Origin of the sequence: Paenibacillus sp. FSL R7-0331 (genome assembly GCF_000758645.1) — a bacterium.
GTDB lineage: Bacteria > Bacillota > Bacilli > Paenibacillales > Paenibacillaceae > Paenibacillus_AQ > Paenibacillus_AQ camerounensis.
Genome location: NZ_CP009284.1, coordinates 2,996,089 through 3,021,016, shown reverse-complemented (window position 1 = coordinate 3,021,016; position 24,928 = coordinate 2,996,089). Strand labels below are relative to the sequence as shown.

Here is a 24,928-nt window from a genome sequence, read left to right as displayed (position 1 = left end):
TCATGCAAACAAAAAAAGAATCCGCTCGGCCTGCGCCTAAGGATTCTTTACACTGATATCCGTATTTTTACTGTCAATGATGACCTGGTTACGGCCGTTGTTCTTTGCTTCGTACAGTGCCATATCAGCCCTGTAAAAAAGGGATTCGACGCTAACCCGGTCATCTGTCCAGCTCCATTCAGCAATCCCGCAGGATACCGTTACACGAGGCTCCGTCTCACCCATAACCCGTTTGCGTATCCGTTCTGCCACGTATAGGGCCTGCTGGACGCCAAGCTGCGGAAGATAGACTGCCAGCTCCTCTCCGCCCCATCTTGCCGCAATATCACCTTGGCGGATGGAAGACTTCACGATCTCACTGACCTGCTTTAAAATTTTGTCGCCCTTCTGGTGGCCGTAGGTGTCGTTAACCATCTTGAACTGGTCGATATCGACTACAACAAGCGATCCGCAGAAGTCCTTGGTCTGCCGCTCTTTAATCTCCTCGTCGAGATAATGGCGGGCATACAGCCCGGTCAGACTGTCCCGGTTCGCCAGATAACGCACCTCTGCATGCAGGCGTGCATTGCCGACAGCCAGCCCGATATGGCCGGCCATAGCCTGCAGCAGACGGAAGCTGTCATAAGAGAAGAAATGCGGCTCCCGGTGGGTCAGCATTATGGCTCCCCGTATCTCGCCGCCCACATTAAGCGGTGTTGCAATCGCCGATTGCGACTGCGTTGCTGACATTAGCCTTGAATGGATGCCTTCCGCACTGCTGTACTCCGATAAAATAAGCGGTTCTCCTGTACCATACACTTTCCCGCCCAATCCCTTGCCCGTATCAATAATCTCCCCGCACAGCGGAGGGTAGTTGCAGGCAATTGCCTCAAGCCCCCCTTTTTCTTCATTCAAGTGCAGAATACAGCAGTAATCAGCATCAAACATCTCCAGCAGCTCTTCATTGGCATACTGAAAAATATCCCCCAGGCGCAGGCTCTGATTCAGCCGCTGGGTCAGCTCACTCATCATCCGCAGTTCACGGATCAGCTGATTGGAACGCTCGTACAGCTTGGCGTTCTCAAAGGCCGTCCCTGCAGTATCCGCCACCATCGTGAGGAAGCGCAGATCGACATCGGGAAAAGCAGGCTTGTCCAGCATCATATGAAACACACCGTACACACCCTGCTTCCCGCCAAGCGGCAAGCCGATTTCCACAGAATTGGTATCCCGTCCGGCATGGAGTGCCACACGCCCGTCCTTAAAAGCCTTGGCGCAGACATTATCCGCATCCCAGTACAGCGGCAGCGGCTTCACCTGCGGGTGGGTACTGCGGTGGTCCTGCGACATGAACAGCTCCAGCCGCGCACCCGGATACATTGCCGAAATACTGTCAATGACCTCTGTCAGCACAGCATTGACATCGATGTTGTCGTGCATCCGCTGGACAATCTGGAACAGCAGCGACCTCCGGTTACTTTCGCGCTCGGCATGCTGATGGACCCCTGCCAGATCGGACACAAACACATATTCAAACCTGCGGTAAAAACAGGTCTGGTAATGAAGTGCCATTGCTTCTGCCGTATGCCGCCCGCCCTGTATGTATTGTTCTTCCGGCATAACACAGCCCAGCAGGGCAAATATTTCACCTTTACTTCTGGTGAAGACAGGAATCATCAGCAGTATGAGACCGGAATTCCCCTCCGGATTCTCCGCCGTGAGCACGGAGATTTCCCGTGTGCGCATACTTCCGGCAGCCGCCGCCTCCCACTCCTTCTTCCATTGGCTGCCCTGTTCACCAGCTGTGTCTGCCGTTTCAACCCATTTACCATTAGAATTCAGTACGCACCATTCCCAAGAGCGGGCAAACGGCAGTACAGCCAGCCCGCACCATTCCCTGAAGCTCTCTGCAAGCAACTGGCCTGCGTAAGGGAAATCATAGGATACAATATCCGTCTCCCTTAGCCATGCGGCGGGATCACCTGGCTCTCCGCTTGCTTGCATAGTGTCCTGCAACAGCATACGTGTGTCTCTATGACCGTATGCTTCCTGTTCCGGCATAACTTGGATCCCCTTTACATCAAATTAAAAATAATATTATCCGATAACATCTAATTAGCTATATTTTACTCTCTTTCTGGCTGTAATGCATTATATTTTCCTAAAACCCGGGATTTTTTTTAGGACCAAAGAACTAACGACAAAGATAGACAAAATCTTATTAAATAAGAGCTTGACTTTACCTGTTCTTTTCATATAATATTTATTGTTGAACAAGACTGATAATAAGTCTTACTTGGGCGTAACGTTGTGTCACCCTCACGCATCCCGTTACTGTCAGGGCAGCGGCTGAACTTCCCTGACAGAGTGAAACCAAATACACGCTTTCACGAATACGGTTGCGGCACAAATAGGCCCTACCATGAAATTTCAATTATAAAGGAGTCTACTATAACATGGCACGTTACACCGGACCTAAATTCAAACTCAGCCGCCGTCTGGGCATTTCCCTTAGCGGTACAGGCAAAGACCTGAAACGCCCTTTCCCTCCAGGACAGCACGGCGCTAACCAACGCAGAAAAGTAAGTAACTACGGAATGCAGCTTTTGGAAAAACAAAAACTCCGTCACATGTACGGCTTGGGTGAAAAGCAGTTTAAAACTCTCTTCACTAAAGCTCAAAAGATCCAGGGTATCGCGGGCGAAAACTTCATGTTCCTGCTCGAAAGCCGTCTGGACAACCTGGTTTACCGTCTTGGATTTGCTAACTCCCGTGCAGGCGCACGTCAGCTGGTATCCCACGGCCACGTAACCGTTAACGGCAAGAAAGTCGATATCGCTTCTTACCGCGTAAGCGTTGGCGATGTAATCGGTCTTCGTGAAAGAAGCCGTTCCATGAAATCCATCAAGGAAGCTCTGGAAAACCGCAATCACCTTCCAGCTTACCTGGAATATGCTGATGCAGCATTCGAAGGCAAATATGTTCGTTTGCCAGAACGCGCTGAGCTGACCCAAGAAGTTGACGAGAAGCAAATCGTCGAGTTCTACAACCGTTAAGATTCATACATCAAAGCCTCCGGTTCCCCGGAGGCTTTTTTGCGTCATCTAGTATATATATTTTGCAGGCGGGCTGCCCTAACCAAGACTCAGCCTGGCGAGCTTTCTTTTGCCAACCTGGATTATATCACCCTCCTGCAGCTGTACCGATCCGCCTGTATCCGTCTGCTTCACCCCGTTAAGCTTAACAGCCCCCTGCACGATCAGACGCCGGGCCTCGCTATTCGATTCGGCAAAACCCGCCACTGCCAGCAGTCTGACCAGCTTGAGCCCTCCGTCCTCCAGCTCTTCGGCAGCAACTCTGCAGGTTGCGATATCCTCCGGCAGGGCACGCTGCTGAAAGACTGTTATAAAGTGCAGCTGAGCGGCATCCGCGGCTTCTGCACCGTGGTACAGCCGTACCAGGGTATGAGCAAGACGCATTTTTACATCCCGCGGGTGGACTGCCCCTGCATCCACAGCCTGCCTGAGCGAAACCAGCTCATCATTGCTGAGGTCCGTCGCCATTTCATAGTATTTTAGCATCAGCTCATCAGGCACGGACATCGTTTTTCCGTATATATCGTTTGGCGCTTCATCAATGCCTATGTAATTACCGAGGCTTTTACTCATCTTCTTGACTCCGTCCAGTCCTTCAAGCAGCGGCATCAGCACAACGGCCTGCGGCTCAGCACCATACTCTTTCTGCAGTGTACGGCCCATCAGAATATTGAAATTCTGGTCTGTTCCGCCAATTTCGATATCCGTTCCGTTGGCAACAGAATCCATACCCTGCATCAGCGGGTAGAAGAACTCATGGACACTGATGGCCTGACCGCTCTGAAAGCGTTTGGTGAAGTCATCACGCTCCATCATCCGCGCCACCGTGACTTTCGCCGCCAGATTGACTACCTCCGCAAAATCCATCGGGCTGAGCCAGTCTGAATTGTAGAGAAGCTTTGTTTTGAGAGGGTCTAGAATCTTGAAAATCTGCTTACTGTAGGTTGCGGCATTACGCTGAACATCCTCCTCACTAAGCTGTCTGCGTGTTTCCGATTTGCCTGTCGGGTCGCCGATCCGGCCCGTAAAATCCCCGATAATCAGCTGCACCTGATGTCCAGACTCCTGGAACTGCCGCAGCTTGTGCAGTACAACCGTATGCCCTATGTGAATATCCGGCGCCGACGGGTCCAGTCCCAGCTTGATATTCAAAGGTACTCCTGCCGTCACTGACTTCATCAGCTTCCTTCTCAATTCTTCCACTGGTATGATTTCTGCCGCCCCCCGTACTGCCGTTTCCAGCTGGCGCTCCACCTCCTGCTGCTGCGCAGGGGTCAATTCTCCCCATTCCATCCCGTATCCTCCTTATAAATACTTCTGTGCACAACGCAAAAAGAGCCTTTCACTCATCCCTCAAGGGACGAGCAAAAGACTCGCGGTACCACCCTAATTAAGAATCTCTGCAGCGTATACGGCAGCAGATTCTTCGCTCCATTGTTATAACGGGGATGCCCCGGTTCCGGACTACTGACAGGCGCTGCTTACACACCTGATGTTCCTCCGTCCAGCTCCGGACTGTAATTCAAAGGGGCCTGCTGCCGGTTCGCACCACCCACCGGCTCTCTGAAACACATGGCTTGCCTTCTACTGATGTCCTTCAATGCTTTTCTGATATCCAATTAAGTTATTTTATACCACGTCTGGTTTTGGAAAGTCAACCGTGCCGTAAACCGACTTTCCGCCAGAAGCGCATTCAAAACCGGCAAATTGTGCTATAATAGTTCCGTTAAAAGGAGGATTATCGTCGATGGTTGAGGAGAAAAAGAAGAAGACCGCAAAACAGCGTCCCCCGCGCAGATCCTGGCTCCGCAGGTTCGGTTCAGTCGTAAAGTGGATGTTCATACTTGGCATCCTGGGCCTTCTGTTTGCCGGCGGCGCAGTGGCAGGTTACGTCACTTCCATAGTGAAGGAAGATCCTGTACGCTCCGAAGAATTGATTCAGCAGCAAGTCAGCCAGAACGCCATCACCGGCTTTGCTTATTTCCGTGACGGCCAGCCGATTGGTCAGCTCCGCACCGAAGAAGACCGCCGGCTTATTGAATTTAATGATATCCCGCAGCTGGTAATTGATGCCGTCCTCGCCATTGAGGACAATAGTTTCTACGACCATGTAGGAATAGATTTCAGCGGTACCCTGCGTGCCGTCAAGCAGAAGCTGCTTAACGAGTCTGTCCAGACAGGAGGCAGTACACTGACCCAGCAGCTGGCCAGACGCGTGTTCCTAAGCCTGGACCGTACAGAGGACCGCAAGGTCAAGGAAATTCTGCTGTCGCTGCGGCTGGAGCGTTTTTTGTCCAAAAACGAAATTCTAACGGCCTATCTCAACAAGGTGCCGTTTGGTAACGGCTCCAACGGCTACAATGTATTTGGCATCAAGGCGGCAGCCAAAGGCATATTCGGGCTGGATGATCTTGATAAGCTTAATATCGCCCAAGCCGCTTATCTGGCCGGGCTCCCTCAGCTTCCCTCCAAGTATTCCGCCTTTAGTGGTATCGGCGAGTTTAACGAAACCGCCTTCGGCCGGGCCATGGACCGCCAGAAGCTGGTGCTGCGCCGGATGCTTGAAGAGAACAAGATTACTACAACACAGTACAATGAAGCCCTGCAGTTTGACATCAAGGCCTCACTGGCTCCGTATACGAAGAAAGCCTATGCTACCTTCCCTTATCTGATGATGGAAACGGAACGCAAGGCTGCAGCTATCCTATTGTCCCTCAACGAGGGCAAGAACGGTACCGAGGGCACGGAGAGCACCGCGGTCTCCGGAAACGATACTGTGCTGCTAGAGGAAGCACGCCAGCAGCTGATGACGGGCGGCTACCGCGTCTACACAACAATTGACAAAAAAGTGTACAGCGCCATGCACAGCGTTTCAGAGAACAGTGACAATTTCACGAAGGACAGTGAATCAAGAGGCAAAGAGCAGACGGCCGGTATGCTGATCGACAACAAGACCGGGGCAATTCTCGGTATGATCGAAGGCCGCGACTTCAATATCGAGCAGATGAACTATGCTACACAGATGATACGCCAGCCGGGGTCTACCATGAAGCCGATTGCCGCCTATCTGCCTGCGCTCGACAGCGGACTGATTCAGCCTGCCAGCATCCTGGACGATGCGCCTATTATCCTGAAAGACGGCTCCAAAGGCTTCCATATTCCCAAGAATGCCAATAACCGCTATCAGGGACTGGTTACTGCACGTTATGCGCTTAACAAATCGCTTAACCTGCCGGCACTGAAGCTGTTCAACGATAAGGTCGGCATCGAGGAATCCTGGGCTTTTACCAAGAAGCTAGGAATCACGACAATACAGGATAATGATTACAGCGCACAGACCGGGGTTATCGGCGGCTTGCGTTATGGTGTGTCCGTCGAGGAACTAACCAATGCCTATGCTTCCATCGGCAACAACGGTGCATTTAATGATGCCTATATGATCGAGAAGATCGTGGATTTCCAAGGTAAAATTATTTATCAGCATAAAGTGAATCCGGAGCAGGTATTCTCTGAGCAGACCGCCTATCTGATGACAGATATGCTGCGTACAGTTATCACAGAAGGTACAGCCAGCACTGTAAAAAACAATTACGAGCACTTCAAGGACGTGCCGATCGTCGGTAAAACAGGCTCTACCCAGAACTACGGGGACGTCTGGTTCATGGGCTATACGCCGGACGTGACGCTTGGCATGTGGGTCGGCTACAAGGAGCAGATTAATACGCTTCAGGGCGATACCCAGAAACGCCAGGCGCAGACGCTCTGGACAAAGGTTTTGAATGCCGTAATTGAAAGGCAGCCGGAGCTGTTCGTGACCAAGGAGTTTGCCCAGCCTGAAGGGATTGTCAAGAAGACTGTCTCTGCCTACAGCGGCAAGCTGCCGACAAAGCTGACTGACAAGTTCACCACTGATCTGTTCAATGCTAAATATGTGCCGACCGACAGTGATGACGGCATCTCCAAAGCCAAATATATTACTTACAGCGGTGTGAATTATCTGCCTCTGGAAGGCACGCCGGACGACTTCCTCAAAGAAAAGATTGTCGTCAAGCGGGAGAAGCCGATTCAGGATCTTATCAAGGAGCTGCTGGCGGCATTCGACGGGATGAAGGAGCATGAATCTCTGGCCTACTATATGCCGGCTGATGCCAAAACCGACTTCCCGACCGAGGTAGATCCACGTGTAGACGACGGAAATGCTCCGGCAGCGCCAGGTAGCCTCAGCGTGTCGTACAGCACAGGCAAAGCGGTTATCAGCTTTGCTCCAAGCAGCTCTTCTGATGTAGTGGGTTACCGCCTCTACCGTTCCTTGAACGGCGGTGCATTCCAGAAGCAGTCTGTGATCTCTGCAGGGGAGAACACGGTCTTTACCCCGGGTACTCCGCAAAGTGTCAACGCCACCTTCTATGTGACCGCTGTGGATGTCGCCGGGCATGAGACAGCTTCAGGCAGTATTGCCGGCGGCACGGTCCCTACACCTGAGCCAACCCCTACGCCGGAAGAACTGCCTGGAGCAGAAGCGACGCCGGAGGGCGGAATTCTGCCTGGCGGGACGGAAGAGGATCCGGGAATGATTATCGTGCATCCGCCGGGCAGCGAAGAAGTGCCGGCCGGCGGTGCCAATAATGCCGGCAGCAGCAACACGCCGTAATCTATAGAACACATAAAACACCGGTAACCCGCAATAACGGGTACCGGTGTTTTTACTGACTATTGGTCGTGGCTCTGGCTATTAGTCTTCAATCGTGGATAAATCACCGGCAGGAAGCTCCAGCTCCCAGGCCTTCAGCACCCGGCGCATAATTTTGCCGGAGCGGGTCTTGGGCAGCTTCTCCCTGAACTCAATTTCACGGGGCGCCGCATGTGCAGACAGCCCTGCTTTAACAAAGGCAGCAATTTCCTCCTTTAGCTCAGGTGTAGCCCTATACCCTTCTCTCAGTGAAATAAAGGCCTTAATAATCTCTCCGCGCAGCACATCTGGTTTGCCAATAACCCCTGCTTCTGCAACCGCGGGATGCTCTACAAGCTTGCTCTCAACCTCAAACGGGCCGATCCGCTCTCCGGAGGAGTTAATCACATCATCAATCCTGCCCTGAAACCAGAAATATCCCTCATTATCCACATAAGCGGAATCTCCCGAGATATACCAGCCTGGAATGCGAAAATATTCATCAAATTTAGCTTTATTGTTCCAGATCATCCCCATCATGGACGGCCAGGGTGTACGGATCGCCAGGTTGCCCATGGAATAGGGCGGCAGCACATTGCCCCTGTCATCGAGAATGGCTGCCTCAATACCGGGCAGCGGGCGTCCCATGGACCCCGGTTTTATATCCATCCCCGGGTAGTTGCAGATAAGCTGGGCACCGGTCTCCGTCATCCACCACGTATCGTGGATACGCTGGCCGTACACCTTATCCCCCCAGCGGACCACCTCCGGATTCAGCGGTTCCCCAACCGACAGCACATGTCTGAGGCTGCCCAGATCGGCACCCTGCAGGCTGTTCTCACCTGCTCCCATCAGCATACGGAATGCCGTAGGTGCACTGTACCAGACTGTGACAGCAAACCGCTCAATCGTCCTATACCAGTCCCTGGGGCTGAAGCGCCCGCCCCGGACTATGTTGGTAACACCGTTCAGCCAAGGCGCGAATATGCCGTATGAGGTGCCTGTAACCCATCCTGGATCTGCAGTACACCAATAGATATCCTCAGGACGCAGATCGAGCACGATTCTCCCCGTGTAATAATGCTGGATCATTGCCCTCTGCAAGTGATAGACACCTTTGGGCTTCCCGGTTGACCCTGATGTATAATGCATGATCAGGCCATCCTCCAGCGTCAGCCATTCCGGCTCCAGCTCTGCTGAGGACACAGCCATCTCTTCCTCATAGCTGATTACCCCCTTATCGGCCGCACTGTTCCGGCCTACAACGATAATATGCTTCAGCTCAGGCAGTTCATCACGGCGCACACGCTGCAGCAGCTCTGGTGTGGTGACAAGCGCAACTGCCCCGCTGTCCTCCAGCCGGTCTTTGACGGCAGTTTCCATGAATGCCTCGAACAGCGGTCCCGCAACCGCTCCAACTTTTAGAATTCCGACCAGACTGAAATACAGTTCCGGGCAACGCGGCATAAAGATAAACACCCGGTCACCTTTGCCGATGCCGTATTTGCGCAGAATATTTCCGAACTTGCCAGATTGCTCCTGCAAGCCGGCAAAGGTATACCGCTCCTCCCGGGAAGAATCACTATAGATCAGAGCAGTGACAGCACCCCGCCCTTCCGCTACATGACGGTCTACCGCCTCGTGAGCCATATTGACTTTTCCCGTATGATGCCAGGAAAAGGTCTGCTCTACATCCTCCCACCGGAATTGTTCGACAGCCAGGGAATAATCATTCATATTCGCCTGCTGCACACGGCCCGGCAAAATTTCATTGTGGACTTGCCCCATTACTCTTGCCTCCCCTGCTGGATTGATTTAAGCTTTAAGGGCGGGATTTCAAGTTCGCCATGACTGTCAACGTAACAATTATGAATATTTTGTGTCGGAATCAGTATAGCACAGCAAACGGTTACATTCCATAATTTAGTTGAAGGGGAGGAGCCTATTCATGGAGCACCGCAAAATCCCTGTTTCACAACTGATTGTACATAACAATACTAACATCAGCGTCTGCGGCCCTGTAACTTCCGCGTTCTTACAGGATCTTGCGATTCATCCCGATCTCGATGCCTTCCGCAGACCGCATGAACAGCTGGAAGCGCTGATAGAAATCGCAGCATTGCCCGAAGGCAGAGTTATTGCCGCGGTCTCTAATAGTCTGCTGCTCGGTTACATCACTTTTCATTATCCGGATGAAATGGAGCTCTGGTCTCAGGGGAATATGGCAGATCTGATTGAGCTCGGGGCGATAGAGGTAGCTGACGCCTATAGGGGAGGCGGTCTCGGCAAGCAGATGCTTGCCGCCGCTTTTGAAGAAGGACAGCTGGAGAACTGCATTGTGTTCACTACTGAATACTACTGGCACTGGGATCTAAAAGGCAGCGGACTGGATGTGTGGGCATACAGGAGTATGATGGAGAGGCTAATGAAACCGGCTGGTATGGTCTGGTATGCCACCGATGATCCGGAGATCTGCTCACATCCGGCCAACTGCCTGATGGTCAGGATCGGACGGGAAGTCCCTTTGTCTTCACAGGAGACCTTTGACAGAGTCCGGTTCAGGCAGCGCTTTATGTATTAGGCTTCAGGGTATGAATCTAGAGCGCCTGCAGCATATATTCAAGAATGGCATGGGAGCGCCGGGAGGCCGTTACTGTAAATTCACGGTAGTTCACATGGGCCGACCCGTCGGCCTTATCGGACATTGAACGGATAATGACGAACGGAACAGCGTTCATATAGCACACCTGGGCAACAGCCGCCCCTTCCATCTCCGCGCAGGCGCCGTTCAGCTCTTTATATAAGCTTTCTACCACGCTGCTGCTGGCAATGAACTGATCTCCGGAAAGCACAGTTCCCGTAACAAAATGCTGTTCTAGCTCGATACATGCTTTTTCTGCAAGCTTCACCAGCACCGAGTCCGCATTGAAGACAGATACCTCCTGATAAGGAATGACACCTCTTGAGTAACCCAGTGCAGTTGCATCCATATCATGCTGGATACATTCCAGGGAGATTACAATATCACCGATATTCAGACCGGGATGAACCGCTCCCGCAACCCCTGTGAACAGTACCTTCGACACTCCAAACTGACCGATTAGAATTTGTGTGGTTACTGCCGCATTCACCTTGCCGACACCCGACTTGCAGAGAACCGCCCTTTTTCCGAAAATATCACCGGTATAGTAGCTTACTCCCGCCTTGACCGTGGTCTGCTTGTTCTCCATGCTGCTAAGCAGCAGCTCAATCTCCTCATCCATCGCACCGATTAATCCGATAATCTCATTCACTATGTATCCCTCCATTATGCTCAGGCAACATAAAAAGCTCCCGAAGGAGCTTTCCATATACCACTATAAAAAAACTTATTTGTTGACGTGATTAACAGACAGGCGGAGAATCGTCTCATGCGGTAAAATAACCCGCGGGTTCTCAACGGTCTCCTTCTTCATCAGCTTGGTCAAAAGTCTCATTGCCACCGCACCCAGATCGTACATCGGCTGAGCTACAGTTGTCAGCAGAGGACGAACCATGGAAGCCATGCGGATGTTGTCTACGCTGATGATTGAGAAATCATCAGGGACCTTCAGACCCTCATCCTGAATGCTGTGGATAGCACCAATCGCCATTTCATCCGTTGCAGCAAAGATTGCTGTCGGCTTCTTCTTAAGGCCGAGGAAATACTTCATTGCTTCGACACCGGATTCGTAACGGTAGTTGCCGATTCGTACCAGATCCTCCTGGTACTCAATTCCTGCCGCTTCCAATGCTTTCTTGTAGCCGTGGAACCGGGCGTAGCCGTTGGCAGGGTCCTGCAGAGTTCCGCTGATCATTGCTATCTCACGGTGTCCGTGGCGGATAAGCGTATTCACAGCATCAAAAGCCGCAGTCTCATGGTCGATATCAACTGAAGGATACGTTCCCTTCTCATCGCGTGTTGCGCAGAGCACAATCGGAACCGCAGAGGTCTGGAAAGCCTGGATATGCTCATCTGTTACCGTTCCGCCCATGAAGAGCAGCCCGTCGACCTGCTTCTCCAGAAGCGTGTTAATTACACGGATTTCCTTTTCTTTGCGTTTGTCCGCATTACACAAAATAATGTTGTAATGATACATGTTCGCGATATCCTCAATCCCGCGGGCAATTTCTGCAAAAATCGAGTTGGAGATATCGGGGATGACTACACCGACAGTTGTTGTTTTCTTGCTGGCAAGACCTCTCGCCACGGCGTTAGGACGATAGCCCAAACGTTCAATTGCTTCAAATACCTTCTTCCGGGTCTGCGGCTTCACGTTAGGGTTATTATTCACAACCCGTGATACCGTAGCCATAGATACGCCTGCTTCGCGAGCTACATCGTAAATGGTTACCGTCAAATTACTCTCTCCATTGCGATAAATTTTATCGTTCGACTAATTAAAATTATGATACGATACTTTGTACAATTGTGCAATGATAACGCTTCATTTTCCTTTCAAATTTCTTTCAAAGGTAAAAAAAAGCCGCTGAAGATTATGATGATATTTGTCTATAATCGGCATTTCAGCCCGTTCATCCCTGCACAAATAATGAACCTGCTTCTATCGTAACAAAAAGTCCGTGAAAAATCCAACATTCGTGAAAAGTTTTCATTGATTTTGCAGAAAAATCTTTTCATTTCGCGTTTTCTGCCGACTGAATTGCCAATTGCGACAGTCTGGAGCCTGTTTCTTCCATCCATTGCAGATCAGCAAGCTCTACAGCCAGCCTGTACACATCAAGCAGCACATCAATCCGGGCCTGGACAGCCTTGCCTATGTCTTCTTCCAGTTCAGTGAACCCGCCGGGAAATACGCCAGCGCTGAAAACCTCCTTTAGCACATTTGCCCACTCATTACGTTCGGCAAAAGACAGCCGCCGCCGTGACATCGTAGGCTCCAGCTCACCGATCAGCTTGCCCAGTTCCTTCTTAATGGACGGCAACGGTTCATAACGGGAGCAGACTCCGCAGGTATATACCGGAACATGAGTGATTTTGGTCTTGGCGCTGTAGACCAGCGTGTGCATATGTATGGTCATGGCGCCGCCGCAGCCGCATGACTTTTTGAATAGGTTATCTTTTAACATCTCCTACACCTCAGGCTGAAATATTGAAAAACACAGAACCCGCCTTTTCAATATGCTATATTCGACTTCATTCGCCTAAACTCCTTCCCATTTGCATAAAATGTTTTATTTGGCAACAAAGCAAATTATTACTTACTCAAAGATGACTTCATATTTTAAATTTGATAGAATGGATAGAATATTGTGATCTGAAGGGAGCTGCTGACAATGAGATTATCCGGTAAAAAGGTTATTGCGCTGGTTGATGAGGAGTTCGAGGATCTGGAGTTATGGTATCCGGTATACCGTGTCCGGGAAGAGGGTGCCGAGGTTCATCTCGCCGGTCTGGAGAAAGGCAAAACCTACACCGGCAAATACGGCGTGCCGGCTACAGCCGAATATTCCTGGGACGACCTGAATGCTGCCGATTATGACGGCATTCTTGTTCCGGGCGGCTGGGCCCCTGATAAAATCCGCCGTTACAGCGCTGTTCTGAAGCTTGTTCAGGACTTCAACGCAGCCAAGAAGCCGATCGGCCAGATCTGCCATGCCGGCTGGGTGCTCATCTCCGCCAAAATTCTCGACGGCGTTACTGTAACCTCCACACCGGGTATCCGCGATGATATGGAGAATGCCGGAGCCATCTGGAAGGACGAGGCTGTCGTGACAGACGGACATATTATCTCCGCCCGCCGTCCGCCGGATCTTCCGCCTTACGGCAAAGCATTCTGCGATGCGCTGGCCGGAGAATAGGCTGCAGGTATATTTTCAAAGGACAAACAAGCCCTTCCTCATCTTCTGCTGTTGAGGTTAAGGGCTTGTTCTCGTTCTGTACAGCAGCTACTGACGGATATCAAGGGATATCTTCTGGTTAATAGGAGCCGGATAGCTGTATATAGTAAAGGTCAGCGGCTGGGCGTACTTATTGCTGCCTATTCCCAGGTAATTCTTCACAGGCACGGATTTCAGGTCCTTAGATGCCTGAGTCGGCGGAATAGCATACAGGCCCGGGAACGAATGAACCTGACCTTTTGCATCGGTAAACTCACTTTTTAGTATTAAGGAGTTATAAAATTTTTTCTTTCCCGGCTCCGTATTATGCTCCATAACCATTGTTGTTCCACTATCTGTTGCGTACATGGACACGGTTAAATTATCGTCAGGCGCTTTGAGGACCTGCTGCTTTTCCGTATCAATAACCACATTTAGTGCATCCTTATCCAGCGCCAGAATACCGTCTAGCTGCATTTTGAGCGGCTGCCCGGACCGGCTGTCATTGCCGAACACCAGAATTTCCTTGCCCTCAGCCACCAAGGTGCGAACCGGGCTGAAGCTTGAATACTCATCGTTACCGCCTAAATGAAACCGCGGATTAATTATAGAAAAGATTTGTTTGCTGTTCTGCTGGCTGTAGGTATACTGCAGATAGATACCGCTGGCAGCAGCATACACTTCATCAATATGAATTTCTTGTCCATCTACGGTGAGGGTTTTATTTTCACTCATGATTTCACCCGCTTGGGCCATCTTTTTCTTATCCAGCGTGATGGGAACGGACAGTTTTGCCAACGGCTTATCTACGACGACTGGAGCTGAAGGATGCCGTTCAAGCTCACCAATATTAAGCTCAAACGTGATATTGTCCGGGAGCGAGCCAAAGCCTCCGGCCCATTGCAATATTTCATAACTATACGTCGTACCTGTTGGTACTTCCCCGGTGTTTAAAGATATGCCATACGGATAGTTCACCGGAGAATAGCCTTTCCCTGCAAGCTGCAGCACATTTATCTGTGCTTTCTGGCCGGTATTATTGTGAAGTGAAAACAATAGAATAATCCCTTTGCGGTCTGCGGCAATTGCGTCTACTGTGAGTTCAAAACCGTTCTGCTCCGCCGTAACACCGCTGACAGGCTGTACCAGCCCCGCTTCAATGGCCGAAGCTACTGTATTGTTGGCTTTTTCCAAATAGGGTATAAATAAAGCATTTGCCTGAGATGCTGCAGATGGCCCGCGGGCATTATGCGGCTCTATCTGATTGCCAATCCAGGGGAATGCAAACAGCAGCAAGGCAGCTGCCACAACCGCTACCCCCAGCAAATACTGCCTGCCTGCCGGGAAACGGTAACGGACCGGTCTGGAAACTCCGCTGCGGATTGCTGTATTCAATTTAATATCCGATACCTCACCCGCCTGTCCCGTGATTTCGGCAAAATACTCTTTTAACAGCTTATCCTCATTGCCAGCCATGTGCCGACCCCCTTTCATCTTGTTCCGGAGCTGTTTAAGGCCTTTGTTGAGCCAGGTCTTGACTGTCCCCTCCGGCTTGCCCAGTACTTCCGCAATTTCTGCCAGCGTCATATCACGGTAATATTTAAGCACAATCACCTGGCGGTATTTCAGCTTAACGCTGTCGAGTGCCTGCTCCATATCCAGCTTACGGTCACTAGTCATTACCATCACCTCACCGCTGGGGACACCTGCAGTCTTTACGGAAATAAGACGCTTCCTCCGCTTCATTTCATCGTTACAGCAGTTAATCAAAATGCGTGTTATCCAAGGAGCGAACCGTTGCGGGTCCTTCAGGCTTGTACGCTTGCTCCAGGCCCTGTATGTAGCTTCCTGCAGCATTTCCAGCGCATCCGGCTCACTCCTGAAATAGCTGTAGGCAATACCGTAAAGTATTTTCCTCTGTGCTGATACGAGACTGATAAAGGTCTGTGCTTCCTCTTTAGCCAGCTGGACCCGTTCAACTTCCATTAAACTTTCCATTCTCTGACTGGTCTCCCTCCTTCATGCTCCATTACTAAAAGCATCTTTTTGTACTTCTATCTATACTGACTACCGGAGCCCGGAAACGGTTTTAGTTATTTTCACGTCAACTCATAAGTGGGCAGGTAATGCAAAAAGGCCGGCGTACCCGCCAGACCCTTTAATCTTTAATGCTGTGTTAGACAATATGAACTATCTGATTCTAATACGGTCATCCCCGATGATCATACCCGGATACGCAGATAGCTTAAAGGTCAGCGGCTGCGGCAGCTTCTCTGTACCAAGTCTGAATCGGACTGTAGTAATTGCGTTCGTGCCTTCAGTTCTTTGATTCCAGTCGAGTGTAGCGTTCTGAGCCTCCGGGTTAACCAGCCAATGCCAAGTTCCTTCACCATCCATGAAAGTGGAATCCAGAGAAAAGCCCCTAATATTGGCATACTCCTCTTCCTCCGGCACTTGCATTGTCATATCCAATATCAGTTCATCAGGCTCCGCATTGACCATCTGATCTGATAAGGTCAGACGTTCGTCAGGAGCTTGTATGATTTCCCGGGTATCGCTGTTAATGATCAGATTAAGCCTCGCTTTGTCAATTGCATACAAGCCTCCGATATCCATCCTGACCGGGTCTTTTGGGCGTATACTATCATTATGAAAAAGGTAATAGCTTTTACTGTCCGATGAAAACTCCCCGGCTTTGGACAGCTCTTTCTCATGTTTCCCGGTACCCATGACTATGCCGAAGCCATACTCACCGTATACGTCCAGATCCTTTCCTTCATACCCGGGATTCATGTAGATCCCAGTAGGTCCGAGATAGAGGTCCTTTATATTATAGGTGTAGCCGGCAATATTAAAGCCCTCCTCTAAAACAACCTCATCCCCCGCTGAATATTCTGCTGTTTCGTCTAAGTCTATAACCGCACCCAGCTTATGCATGATGACTTCACCGTTAGCATCCTGAAATATATATTGATCATCATCCATCGGCAGCAGCGTCAGTGTGGCAAACACACGATCCGGCAACGCAGTCTGCAGATTATTCCAGGGAATGATCATTACATCACGGACAATTCCAGTATACATGCCAGGTTTGTAATTATGATAACCGCTATAAAAATATGTGCCCTCTGCAGTCAAATTGGCTGACGAATGTTCATCTGCTTTAAAATTGAATTTCATATTTAAATATTGCTGATTTGTACTATTCTCTACCCTATATAGAAGGATTACTCCCCGTCTGTCGGCGATGACACCATCGATAGTAAATTGAAATCCTCCCACTTCCGGAGACACAATATTGACATGCTGCACATATCCGGCATCCAGCGCAGAGGTAACCGTCATATTGTCACCAATGGCCTCACGGTAATCCTCAAGCTCACCCCAGCTTTGGGGAGGCAGCGCTTCGGGTTCCCGTATTAACTGCCCGTAGATCCAAGCCAGACTTGCTAACAGGACAACAGCTAATACCGCAACAATCACTCTATTGTTTCTTTTGCGTCGTACAGGACTGCGGTGCCTGCCCTCTGCGATTCCGTTATGTATAGCCGTATCCAGCTTTAATTCAGGCACATCCGCCGTTATCCCGGCCATCTTCTGAAAATAACCTCTCAGCAGCTTATCTTCAGTCTCTGCCATGTTATTATGCGGCTCCGCCTTCCTCCGCATTTTATCCCCGAGCTGCTTCAGGCCGTTGTCCAGCCAGGCTTTAATGGTACTCTCCGGTTTATCCAGTACTTCGGCAATCTCTGAAAAGCTAAGCTCCTGATAATATTTAAGCACAAGCACCTGGCGGCAGTTGTCCTTCACACTGTCCAGCGCCTGCTCCAGGTCCAGTCTGAAGCCGCTTTTCATCACTGTCATCCTGTCTTCGGAATAGTCCGGCTGCAGTCCAGCCCTCCCTTTCTTCAGCTCGTCATTGCAGCAATCCATCAGGGTCCGTATCAGCCAGGACGGGAATTCTCCGGTATCCTTCAGGCTATCACGCTTCATCCAAGCCCGGCAGGCCGTTTCCTGCAGCACCTCCAAGGCACTAGCTTCATTACGAAAATAGCTGAAGGCAATCCCGTACAGCTTATGCTTCTCCCGGGATACCAGCTTATACAATTGCTCTTTCTCGTCCTCTTCCGCTTTCGCTCCATCCCTACTCTTCTCTGCCACTTGTCTATTCCCACCCCTGTCCTCTTAAAAAAACGTCTTACTCTATAATTACTTCGCTGAACGTCAAAAGGTTTTACTTTTTTTCTCATTCCATTTGAAAAGGCCCGGCAGCAGCCGGACCTTTTGGCACATCATTTTGCAGAATACGGGAGCTGCTCAGTCGGCACTGTCTTCGCCGCACTGCTTAATCCGGCAAAGGCGCCAAGCACCTCTTCTGTCTCCAGGCTTGTCTTGTAGCGGAAGCAGGCCTTTGCTGTCTCCCTGGCATCGGAAGCCAGGGTATTAAGCGTGCGGTGCTTCACCCGCAGCAGCGCCTGCGGTGACATGCTGAGGTTGCTGATGCCAAGCTCCAGCCAAAGCGGCAGGGAGCGTTCATCCGCCGCCAGCTCGCCGCAGACGCTGACATCGATGCCTGCACTGCGGGCCGCCTGTACGGTCATCCGGATCATGCGCAGCACCGCAGGATGATACGGATGGTACATATGGGCAATCTGCTCATTCATCCGGTCTACTGCCAGCACATACTGGACCAGATCATTGGTGCCGATGCTGAAGAAGTCAACCTCCTCAGCCAGCAGGTCAGCAATCATTACAGCGGCGGGAACTTCAATCATGATGCCGACCGGAATGCTGCGGTTATAAGGGATGCCCCGCTCATCCAGCTCCTGCTTCACTTCATTTAATACAGCGTTGGCCGCCTGAACCTCTTCTACGGAAGAGATCATCGGGAACATTATTTTGACATTACCGTAATGGCTGGCCCGCAGAATGGCACTCAGCTGGGTTTTGAACAGATCCTTTCGGTCCAGACTGATGCGGATTGCACGGTAGCCCAGGAACGGGTTCTGCTCTTCCGGAAGCTGGAAGTAGTCGAGGTGCTTATCTCCTCCGATATCCAGCGTACGGATAACTACAGTGCTGCCGCCCACCTTCTCGGCGACCAGCTTGTATACTTCAAACTGCTCATCTTCTGTCGGGAAAGAATGCCGGTCCATATACAGAAACTCTGTACGGAATAACCCTACACCCTCTGCACCGTATTTCAGGGCCATATCCAGCTCCTTGACCGAGCTGATATTGCCGGCCAGATGCAGATTCACCCCATCCTTGGTAACTGCCTCCACCGTAGCGAGCAGCTCAAGCTGCTCTTTTTTGCGCTGCTGCTTTTCACGTCTTGAGGCATATAACTGAATCGCCGCCTCATCCGGATGAAGCTGGACAATTCCGGTATCCCCGTCCATTGCCAGCATGTCTCCGGTCTGTATCGGATTGGTAATTTTATTCTCAAGTCCGGCCACCAGCGGTATGCCGAGCGCCCGGGCCATGATTGAGGAATGCGAGGTCTTGCCGCCCATCATGGTGACAATCCCCAGTACGTAGACCGGGTTGAGGTGAGCCAGCTGGGATGGAGACAGCTCTTTTGCCACCAGAATATATGGCTGAGTATCGGACGGCAGCGTGACCTCCGGCGCGCCCAGCAGATGCTTAAGCAGCCGGTTGCCGACATCCTTGATATCAACGGCCCGTTCCTTCATATATTCATCGTCCAGCAGATCGAACATCGCTACAAAATGATCTATGGCTTCTTTTACGGCAACCTCAGCCGCCTTATATTGGCGTTCAATAATACCGCGGATCTCACTCATGAACACCGGATCATCAAGGATTGCCAGATGTGCGTCAAAGATGCTGGACTCTTCAGGCCCTACGACCTCACGGAACTCTTTTTTAATGAATTCAATCTCATCTTTAGAGGTGCGGATTCCTTCATATAACCGCTCAAACTCCTGAGCCAGATCTACAGGATTCACTTGCGTATCCGGCAGGCTCCATTCCCAGCTCGGCAGGACAAAGGCCTTCCCGATAGCTACACCTGCTGCAGCGCCTATGCCTTGAATCATGCTTCCACCCCTCCAACACTTTCATGTAATACCACGGACATTACTGAGGATTGCCCCTTTTTAACATTTTTGAATGGAGCATAGCTCCAGGATTTGACACGGTCAGGATTGGTGATAACCATTGGTGTTGCAAGTGACGCGGCATGCTCCTGCAGGTAAGCCAGATCAAACCGGACCAGCAGCTGCCCCGGCTCCACACTGTCACCTTCCTGTACAAGGGCCTCAAACGGTCCCTTAAGCTGAGAGGTATCAATCCCGATGTGCATCAGCACCTCCAGCCCTTCAGGCGTAGAAATGCCTACAGCATGCATTGTAGGGTACACGTGCATGACCTTGCCGAAGACGGGCGAGACCAGCTCTCCTTTTTCCGGAAAAAAAGCAACTCCGTCGCCAACCAGCTTCGCGGCAAATATATGATCCGGCACTTCCTCAATCGGCATCATTTTGCCCTGAATCGGGGCACAGAACAGCACCTGCGGCAGATCGCGCAGCATCAGCTTGTCAATTTCCTCGCGGATCAGCTCAGAGTATGTACCGAATACAACCTGCACATTGCCCCCGCCAAGCTTAATGATACCCGCAGAGCCAAGGCCCTTAAGTGCTGCTGTATCTATATATCGGTCGTTATGCACCGTTAATCTTAGCCTTGTGATGCAGGCCTGAACCTGGACAATGTTTTCTTTGCCGCCCAGCGCCTCCAGAATCAGCGGAGCCTGATAAGGGATATTCCCCGCCCAGTCGCCGAGCTCCGAGCCTTCCTCACGGCCCGGTGTCGGAATCTGGAAACGGCGGATTGCCCAGCGGAACAGATTATAATAAACCACAGCATAGCCGATGCCGATCGGAATCAGCAGCCAGGCACGCTGTGAAAGATGCATATTCAGGAAAAAATCAATCGCTCCCGCCGAATACGAGAACCCGTGATGGATGCCCAGCAAATAGGTTATCACCATTGCCAGACCTGACATTACCACATGCACCGCAAACAGATACGGGGACGCGAACAGAAAGGCAAACTCAATCTGCTCCGACACCCCTGTCAAAAAGCAGACCAGCGCAGCCCGCAAAAAGGTCTTCTTGATCTTTGGCTTCAGGTCCTCGCGCGCCTCCTGGATAATTGCCAGTGCAATCGCCGGCAGGGCAAACATCATAATCGGAAACAATCCGGCCATAAAGATACCGGCAGTAGGGTCTCCGGCAAAAAACCGCGGCAAATCCCCCTGTACAACCGCACTGCCGTCAGGAGAGGTAAAGCTGCCAAGCTGGAACCAGAATACATTGTTCAGGATATGATGGAGCCCGAAGGCGGTAAGCACCCTGTACAGCACCCCGTACACGAAGACACCGTAGCCTCCGGCAGATTGGATATCCCGGAACAGGTGATCCAGCACATTCTGAAGCAGCGGCGAAACGCCGAGCATCACCCAGGCAAACAAGGCCGAGAACAGTCCCATGAACAGAAGCACGAAACGCGACCCGCCAAAAAACTGGATCGCCTCCGGCAGCTTGATATTTTTAAATTTATTATGTGCCACACCGGCGACAATTCCGAGAATAATCCCGATGAGTGTGGCAGGCTGAACCGTTCCGTCGCCCATATTGGAAACAATCCGGTCATAGGTGAACATTCCCGCTAATGCTGCAAGTCCGGCCGGTCCGGCCTGATTGGACAGCCCCCAGGCTACTCCGACAGCAAACAAATAAGGCATGAAATAAAATATTCCCTGCCCCGCGTATGTAGTCACTTCAGATACCGAAGAAAGTCCCCATGCAGACCACGGCAAGCTGCCCAGACTCAGCAGAATAGCTGCAGCCGGCAACACCATGGTAGGAAGCATAATGGCTCTGCCCAACTGCTGCAGTGATCCGAGCCAATTCAAGGTGACCCTCTCCTTTCATTCTATCCTAAATGGTAAGTGCTCCAGCATTTTTTGTCAAAAGAATACGCAACTCCTAGAATACCACGTACGGCAGGAGGATGGGAAGTTTATTCTGGCCACCAGCCACCAGCCACCAGCCACCAGCCACCAGCCACCAGCCACCAGCCACCAGCCACCAGCCACCAGCCACCAGCCACCAGCCACCAGCCACCAGCCACCAGCCACCAGCCACCAGCCACCAGCCACCAGCCACCAGCCTGAATAAGTGTACTTTGTACATCTAAAAATACTACTTCAGCCCAAAAATTAATTTTAACTGCACTTTGTGCAACTATTCCTCACGTTTTTTGGCTTAATCAGCAATTTCGCAGATTTTAGTTGCACAGAATGCAGTTATTCTTAAAAAATGCGCCAAAATGGCTACTTTAATTGTACGGAATACAGTTATTCGACGGGGCCTCTGCATTTAGTGACATTCGGCACTCACCGGCGACTATATTACCACAATTGGCCGGGCTGTAGACTCTTCACCTCGTAGTACCGCACCCGTTCTTTGGAACACACTGGCTTTAATAGGCCCTTATCGCTCAAAGAGATCAGCAGCTTCTGCGCCGTACGGAAATTAACCTTAAAATGGTTCACAACATCCTTCGGACGCACCGGCCTGCCAAGACGCCAGGCTAAACGCAGCACCTCTTTTTCTGCGGACAGCAGGTCGGCAGCACTGGCTGTTCTTGTCAAATATGGAGCCAGCGCCAGCTGCAGCAGCATTCTGCACACTTCAGGACGCTGCTGGATATCATCAAACGAAAAATGCAGCATCCGCCAGCCCATGCCGGTGAGAAAATTGTCCCGGTTCAGCGCGTAGCTGAATTTCTCCCGGTCCATGTCCTTAATATGTGTCTGAAACCCGTCGCATTCAATCCCAATCTGCGGGCCGCTCTCCGGCAAAAAGGCAAAATCCAGAAACTGTGATTTACGGTTCCAGTCGTACACCTCGTACTCGGGATGCAAATGCCCCAGCGATCCAAACAGCGGCCACCATACATTCTGCACGAACAGCTTCTCCGCAAAGTTATGCCCCCGTAAAAGCCTGCCTCTGCGCTCACCGCTCCGCTCAGCCGAATGACGGCCAATCCACAATCCATGTGCTTCTTCGAAATCCATAAATAGCCCCCTCCGGAAAAATAAAAAAAGAACGCCCACAGCCCGGATGTAACCTAACGGGTAATGGACGTTCTTCGTCTAAAGCCAGTATAGCAATGCACTTCGTTTATTTCCAGCCTGATTACTAGCCCCGGCTGCGCCCGTGCATCGTAATGGCCTCCTCAACCTTGATGCAGCGGTCCATGATTGCGGTCATGCCATGCTCAGCAGCAATATCTGCCGCTTCCTGGCTGATAATACCCTGCTGCAGCCACAGCACCTTGGCACCGATGTCAGCAGCCTCCTGTGCCACCTCAGCACAGTATTCACTACGCCGGAACACGTTGACAATATCAACCGGCTCCGGAATTTCAGCCAGTGTGTGATAGCACTTCTCTCCGAGAATGTCGCCGTCTACCATAGGATTCACCGGTATGATCCGGTATCCCCGGCTCTGCATGGCATAAGCCACCATGTATGAGGTGCGGTCCGATTTGTCGGACAGGCCCACAACAGCAATATTACCTGCTGATGCGAGGATATCTCCAATCTGTTCACGGCTAGGGTTCTCAAAACTCATCGCAATGTCCCTCCTGTCAATGATTGTTGTCAAAATTCATTCATATTACTAAGAATGTCACAAGAGTATCACAACGAAACCGCAGCCTGCTGCGTTATAAGACACAGCAGGGGGAAGTATTCATCAGCAGAACACGCTTTGAACCGGTCATCTAAGGAGCCGGAGCCTCAGTAAGGGCAGTCTACACAGAGACCGTCAGAGGATAACTCAAGACGGTGCCGCCCGCACGGCAGAGTGTTATTATATGTTCTCTACCCTATTTTACCCACTCTACATCAGCGCCAAGCTCACGCAGGTGATCAAAGTACTGCGGGTACGATTTGGCAACATGATGGGCGTCCTTAATCAGCAGCGGCTGGCAGGCGCGCAGTCCGACAACGGTCAGTGCCATAATAACCCGGTGGTCATAATGCGCGTTGATCGTAACGCCGCCTTCAACCCCTTCCGGCATTCCATGTACGATAATCTCGTCACGCCGTTCCTCTACCTTGGCTCCTGCACGCGTCAGCTCAGCCAAATAATCTGTGATCCGGTCGCATTCCTTATAACGCAGATTCTCTACATTATAGAAGCGCGAAGTTCCTTCTGCGAAGACAGCTGCCGCCACCATTGCCAGTACAGCATCTGTAGCTGCATCACCGTCAAATTCCACAGCCTTGAGTACGCCGTTGCCCTGCACATGCACCGTACCGTTCTCATGGGTCAGCGGAACTTCCATCATCCGCAGCACATCCACAATAGCACGTTCCCCCTGCTTGCTTCTCTCAGCCAGACGGTGAATCTTCACATCTGACTTCGTTACAGCCGCTGCCGCAAGCACAGCCGCAGAACCCGGATAGTCACCCTGCACTGTATAGGACTTGGCAGCGTAAGCCTGGCGGCCCGGCACCTGGAATGACATATAATCATCTGCAGCGTGGACAACGATTCCCGCCTGCTCAAGCACCTCAAGAGTCTGGCCGACCACAACCTTGGATTTCAGGTCGTCCAGCACGATAATCTCACTGTCTTCCTCCAGCAGCGGTGTCAGGAACAGCAGTGCGCTTAGAAACTGTGAGCTTACAGCACCGGAGACCGTAATCCGTCCGCCGGCCGGCTTGCCGCCGCGGATCGTAATCGGCAGTCTTCCGTTATTATGCTCAACTTCCACACCCAGCTGCCCGAGCGCTGTAATCAGATCGTCATGCGGACGCTTACCGAGCGAATCGGGATAGGTATTCACAAAAGTCACTTCAGGGCTCAGCGCAGCCACAGCCATAAGGAACCGCAGCACCGCCCCCGCATTGCCGACATTCAGCTCCTTCACATCACGCGGATTCCGGCCGAAGCCCTGCACTACGATCTTCTCGTCATCCTCCGTCAGGACAGCGCCAAGATCGGCGATACATCTGCGGATGGCATCACTGTCTTCACTGTGGGCCGGATGATAGATTGTGCTCACACCTTCAGACAGCGCCGCAACCAGCAGATAGCGGGTCGTGTAATTTTTGGAGGACAACGCTCCAAATTCTCCTTGCAGGGTAGGTGTCGGCCTAACGATAACGTCCATTATTTATACGCTCCTTATATTATGTAATGTGTATAGGCAGTGCACTGTTTGACATGCCTGTCCAAAGCTAGGTATCATAACATTATTCTGCAGTTGAAAGGGGTCTTAC

Annotated in this window: 18 protein-coding genes and 1 other annotated feature; of the genes, 4 read left to right on the top strand and 14 right to left on the bottom strand. The window is 51.3% G+C overall.

What is annotated here, in order from left to right; genetic code table 11:
* Positions 1–36: 36 nt before the first annotated feature.
* Entirely contained in the window at positions 37–2,040 is a 2,004-nt protein-coding gene (locus R70331_RS12485) for a sensor domain-containing diguanylate cyclase (protein WP_052419039.1), read from the bottom strand.
* Positions 2,041–2,435: 395 nt separating this feature from the next.
* On the opposite strand from R70331_RS12485, the gene rpsD reads away from it, so the two are divergent.
* A complete protein-coding gene (gene rpsD / locus R70331_RS12480; RefSeq protein ID WP_042175863.1) occupies positions 2,436–3,035 on the top strand; it encodes a 30S ribosomal protein S4 in 600 nt (199 codons plus the stop codon).
* 78 nt (positions 3,036–3,113) lie between these two features.
* Here rpsD and tyrS read toward each other — a convergent pair whose 3' ends face one another.
* Complete coding sequence (tyrS, locus tag R70331_RS12475) at positions 3,114–4,367, bottom strand: tyrosine--tRNA ligase (protein WP_042175861.1); 1,254 nt, start codon at positions 4,365–4,367, stop codon at positions 3,114–3,116.
* 60 nt (positions 4,368–4,427) lie between these two features.
* Positions 4,428–4,684, bottom strand: a binding site (T-box leader).
* A gap of 137 nt (positions 4,685–4,821) precedes the next feature.
* Here tyrS and R70331_RS12470 point away from each other — a divergent pair.
* Positions 4,822–7,725, top strand: a complete 2,904-nt coding sequence (locus R70331_RS12470) for a transglycosylase domain-containing protein (protein ID WP_081947597.1) — start codon at positions 4,822–4,824, stop codon at positions 7,723–7,725.
* A gap of 81 nt (positions 7,726–7,806) precedes the next feature.
* Here the strand turns inward: R70331_RS12470 and acsA are convergent, their stop codons facing one another.
* The gene (acsA, locus tag R70331_RS12465) at positions 7,807–9,531 is read right to left on the bottom strand and encodes an acetate--CoA ligase (protein ID WP_042175858.1); all 1,725 of its coding nucleotides are present in this window, start codon (positions 9,529–9,531) and stop codon (positions 7,807–7,809) included.
* A gap of 160 nt (positions 9,532–9,691) precedes the next feature.
* Here acsA and R70331_RS12460 point away from each other — a divergent pair, with 160 nt between their 5' ends.
* Positions 9,692–10,324, top strand: coding sequence for a GNAT family N-acetyltransferase (locus tag R70331_RS12460; RefSeq protein ID WP_042175856.1), 633 nt, complete (start codon positions 9,692–9,694; stop codon positions 10,322–10,324).
* Positions 10,325–10,340: 16 nt separating this feature from the next.
* Here R70331_RS12460 and R70331_RS12455 read toward each other — a convergent pair whose 3' ends face one another.
* The 3 genes from R70331_RS12455 to R70331_RS12445 all read right to left on the bottom strand — a co-directional run bounded on the left by R70331_RS12455 (position 10,341) and on the right by R70331_RS12445 (position 12,852).
* The gene (locus R70331_RS12455) at positions 10,341–11,036 is read right to left on the bottom strand and encodes a 5'-methylthioadenosine/adenosylhomocysteine nucleosidase (protein WP_197071426.1); all 696 of its coding nucleotides are present in this window, start codon (positions 11,034–11,036) and stop codon (positions 10,341–10,343) included.
* Between the two features lie 75 nt (positions 11,037–11,111).
* The gene (gene ccpA, locus R70331_RS12450) at positions 11,112–12,122 is read right to left on the bottom strand and encodes a catabolite control protein A (protein WP_042175851.1); all 1,011 of its coding nucleotides are present in this window, start codon (positions 12,120–12,122) and stop codon (positions 11,112–11,114) included.
* 277 nt (positions 12,123–12,399) lie between these two features.
* Positions 12,400–12,852, bottom strand: coding sequence for a hypothetical protein (locus R70331_RS12445; RefSeq protein WP_042175848.1), 453 nt, complete (start codon positions 12,850–12,852; stop codon positions 12,400–12,402).
* A gap of 207 nt (positions 12,853–13,059) precedes the next feature.
* On the opposite strand from R70331_RS12445, the gene R70331_RS12440 reads away from it, so the two are divergent.
* Positions 13,060–13,584, top strand: a complete 525-nt coding sequence (locus tag R70331_RS12440) for a type 1 glutamine amidotransferase domain-containing protein (protein ID WP_042175846.1) — start codon at positions 13,060–13,062, stop codon at positions 13,582–13,584.
* Between the two features lie 87 nt (positions 13,585–13,671).
* On the opposite strand, the gene R70331_RS32420 is transcribed toward R70331_RS12440, so the two are convergent.
* The 8 genes from R70331_RS32420 to aroA form a co-directional block, all read right to left on the bottom strand.
* Positions 13,672–15,600, bottom strand: a complete 1,929-nt coding sequence (locus R70331_RS32420) for a sigma-70 family RNA polymerase sigma factor (protein WP_081947596.1) — start codon at positions 15,598–15,600, stop codon at positions 13,672–13,674.
* A gap of 192 nt (positions 15,601–15,792) precedes the next feature.
* Complete coding sequence (locus R70331_RS31065; protein WP_081947595.1) at positions 15,793–17,763, bottom strand: RNA polymerase sigma factor; 1,971 nt, start codon at positions 17,761–17,763, stop codon at positions 15,793–15,795.
* Between the two features lie 131 nt (positions 17,764–17,894).
* The gene (ptsP, locus tag R70331_RS12425; RefSeq protein WP_042175843.1) at positions 17,895–19,664 is read right to left on the bottom strand and encodes a phosphoenolpyruvate--protein phosphotransferase; all 1,770 of its coding nucleotides are present in this window, start codon (positions 19,662–19,664) and stop codon (positions 17,895–17,897) included.
* A complete protein-coding gene (locus R70331_RS12420) occupies positions 19,661–21,544 on the bottom strand; it encodes a glucose PTS transporter subunit IIA (protein WP_042175841.1) in 1,884 nt (627 codons plus the stop codon). The genes ptsP and R70331_RS12420 overlap by 4 nt, the downstream gene beginning before the upstream one ends.
* A gap of 73 nt (positions 21,545–21,617) precedes the next feature.
* Positions 21,618–21,824: a hypothetical protein gene (locus R70331_RS12415; RefSeq protein WP_156131120.1), complete on the bottom strand. Its 207-nt coding sequence runs from the start codon at positions 21,822–21,824 to the stop codon at positions 21,618–21,620.
* 218 nt (positions 21,825–22,042) lie between these two features.
* Complete coding sequence (locus R70331_RS12410; RefSeq protein WP_042175836.1) at positions 22,043–22,711, bottom strand: PDDEXK family nuclease; 669 nt, start codon at positions 22,709–22,711, stop codon at positions 22,043–22,045.
* A 124-nt stretch (positions 22,712–22,835) separates the two neighbouring features.
* Positions 22,836–23,270 carry a CoA-binding protein gene (locus R70331_RS12405; RefSeq protein ID WP_042175834.1) on the bottom strand — a complete coding sequence of 145 codons (435 nt, stop codon included), beginning with the start codon at positions 23,268–23,270 and terminating at the stop codon, positions 22,836–22,838.
* A gap of 256 nt (positions 23,271–23,526) precedes the next feature.
* Positions 23,527–24,819, bottom strand: coding sequence for a 3-phosphoshikimate 1-carboxyvinyltransferase (aroA, locus tag R70331_RS12400; RefSeq protein ID WP_042175826.1), 1,293 nt, complete (start codon positions 24,817–24,819; stop codon positions 23,527–23,529).
* Positions 24,820–24,928 lie beyond the last annotated feature (109 nt).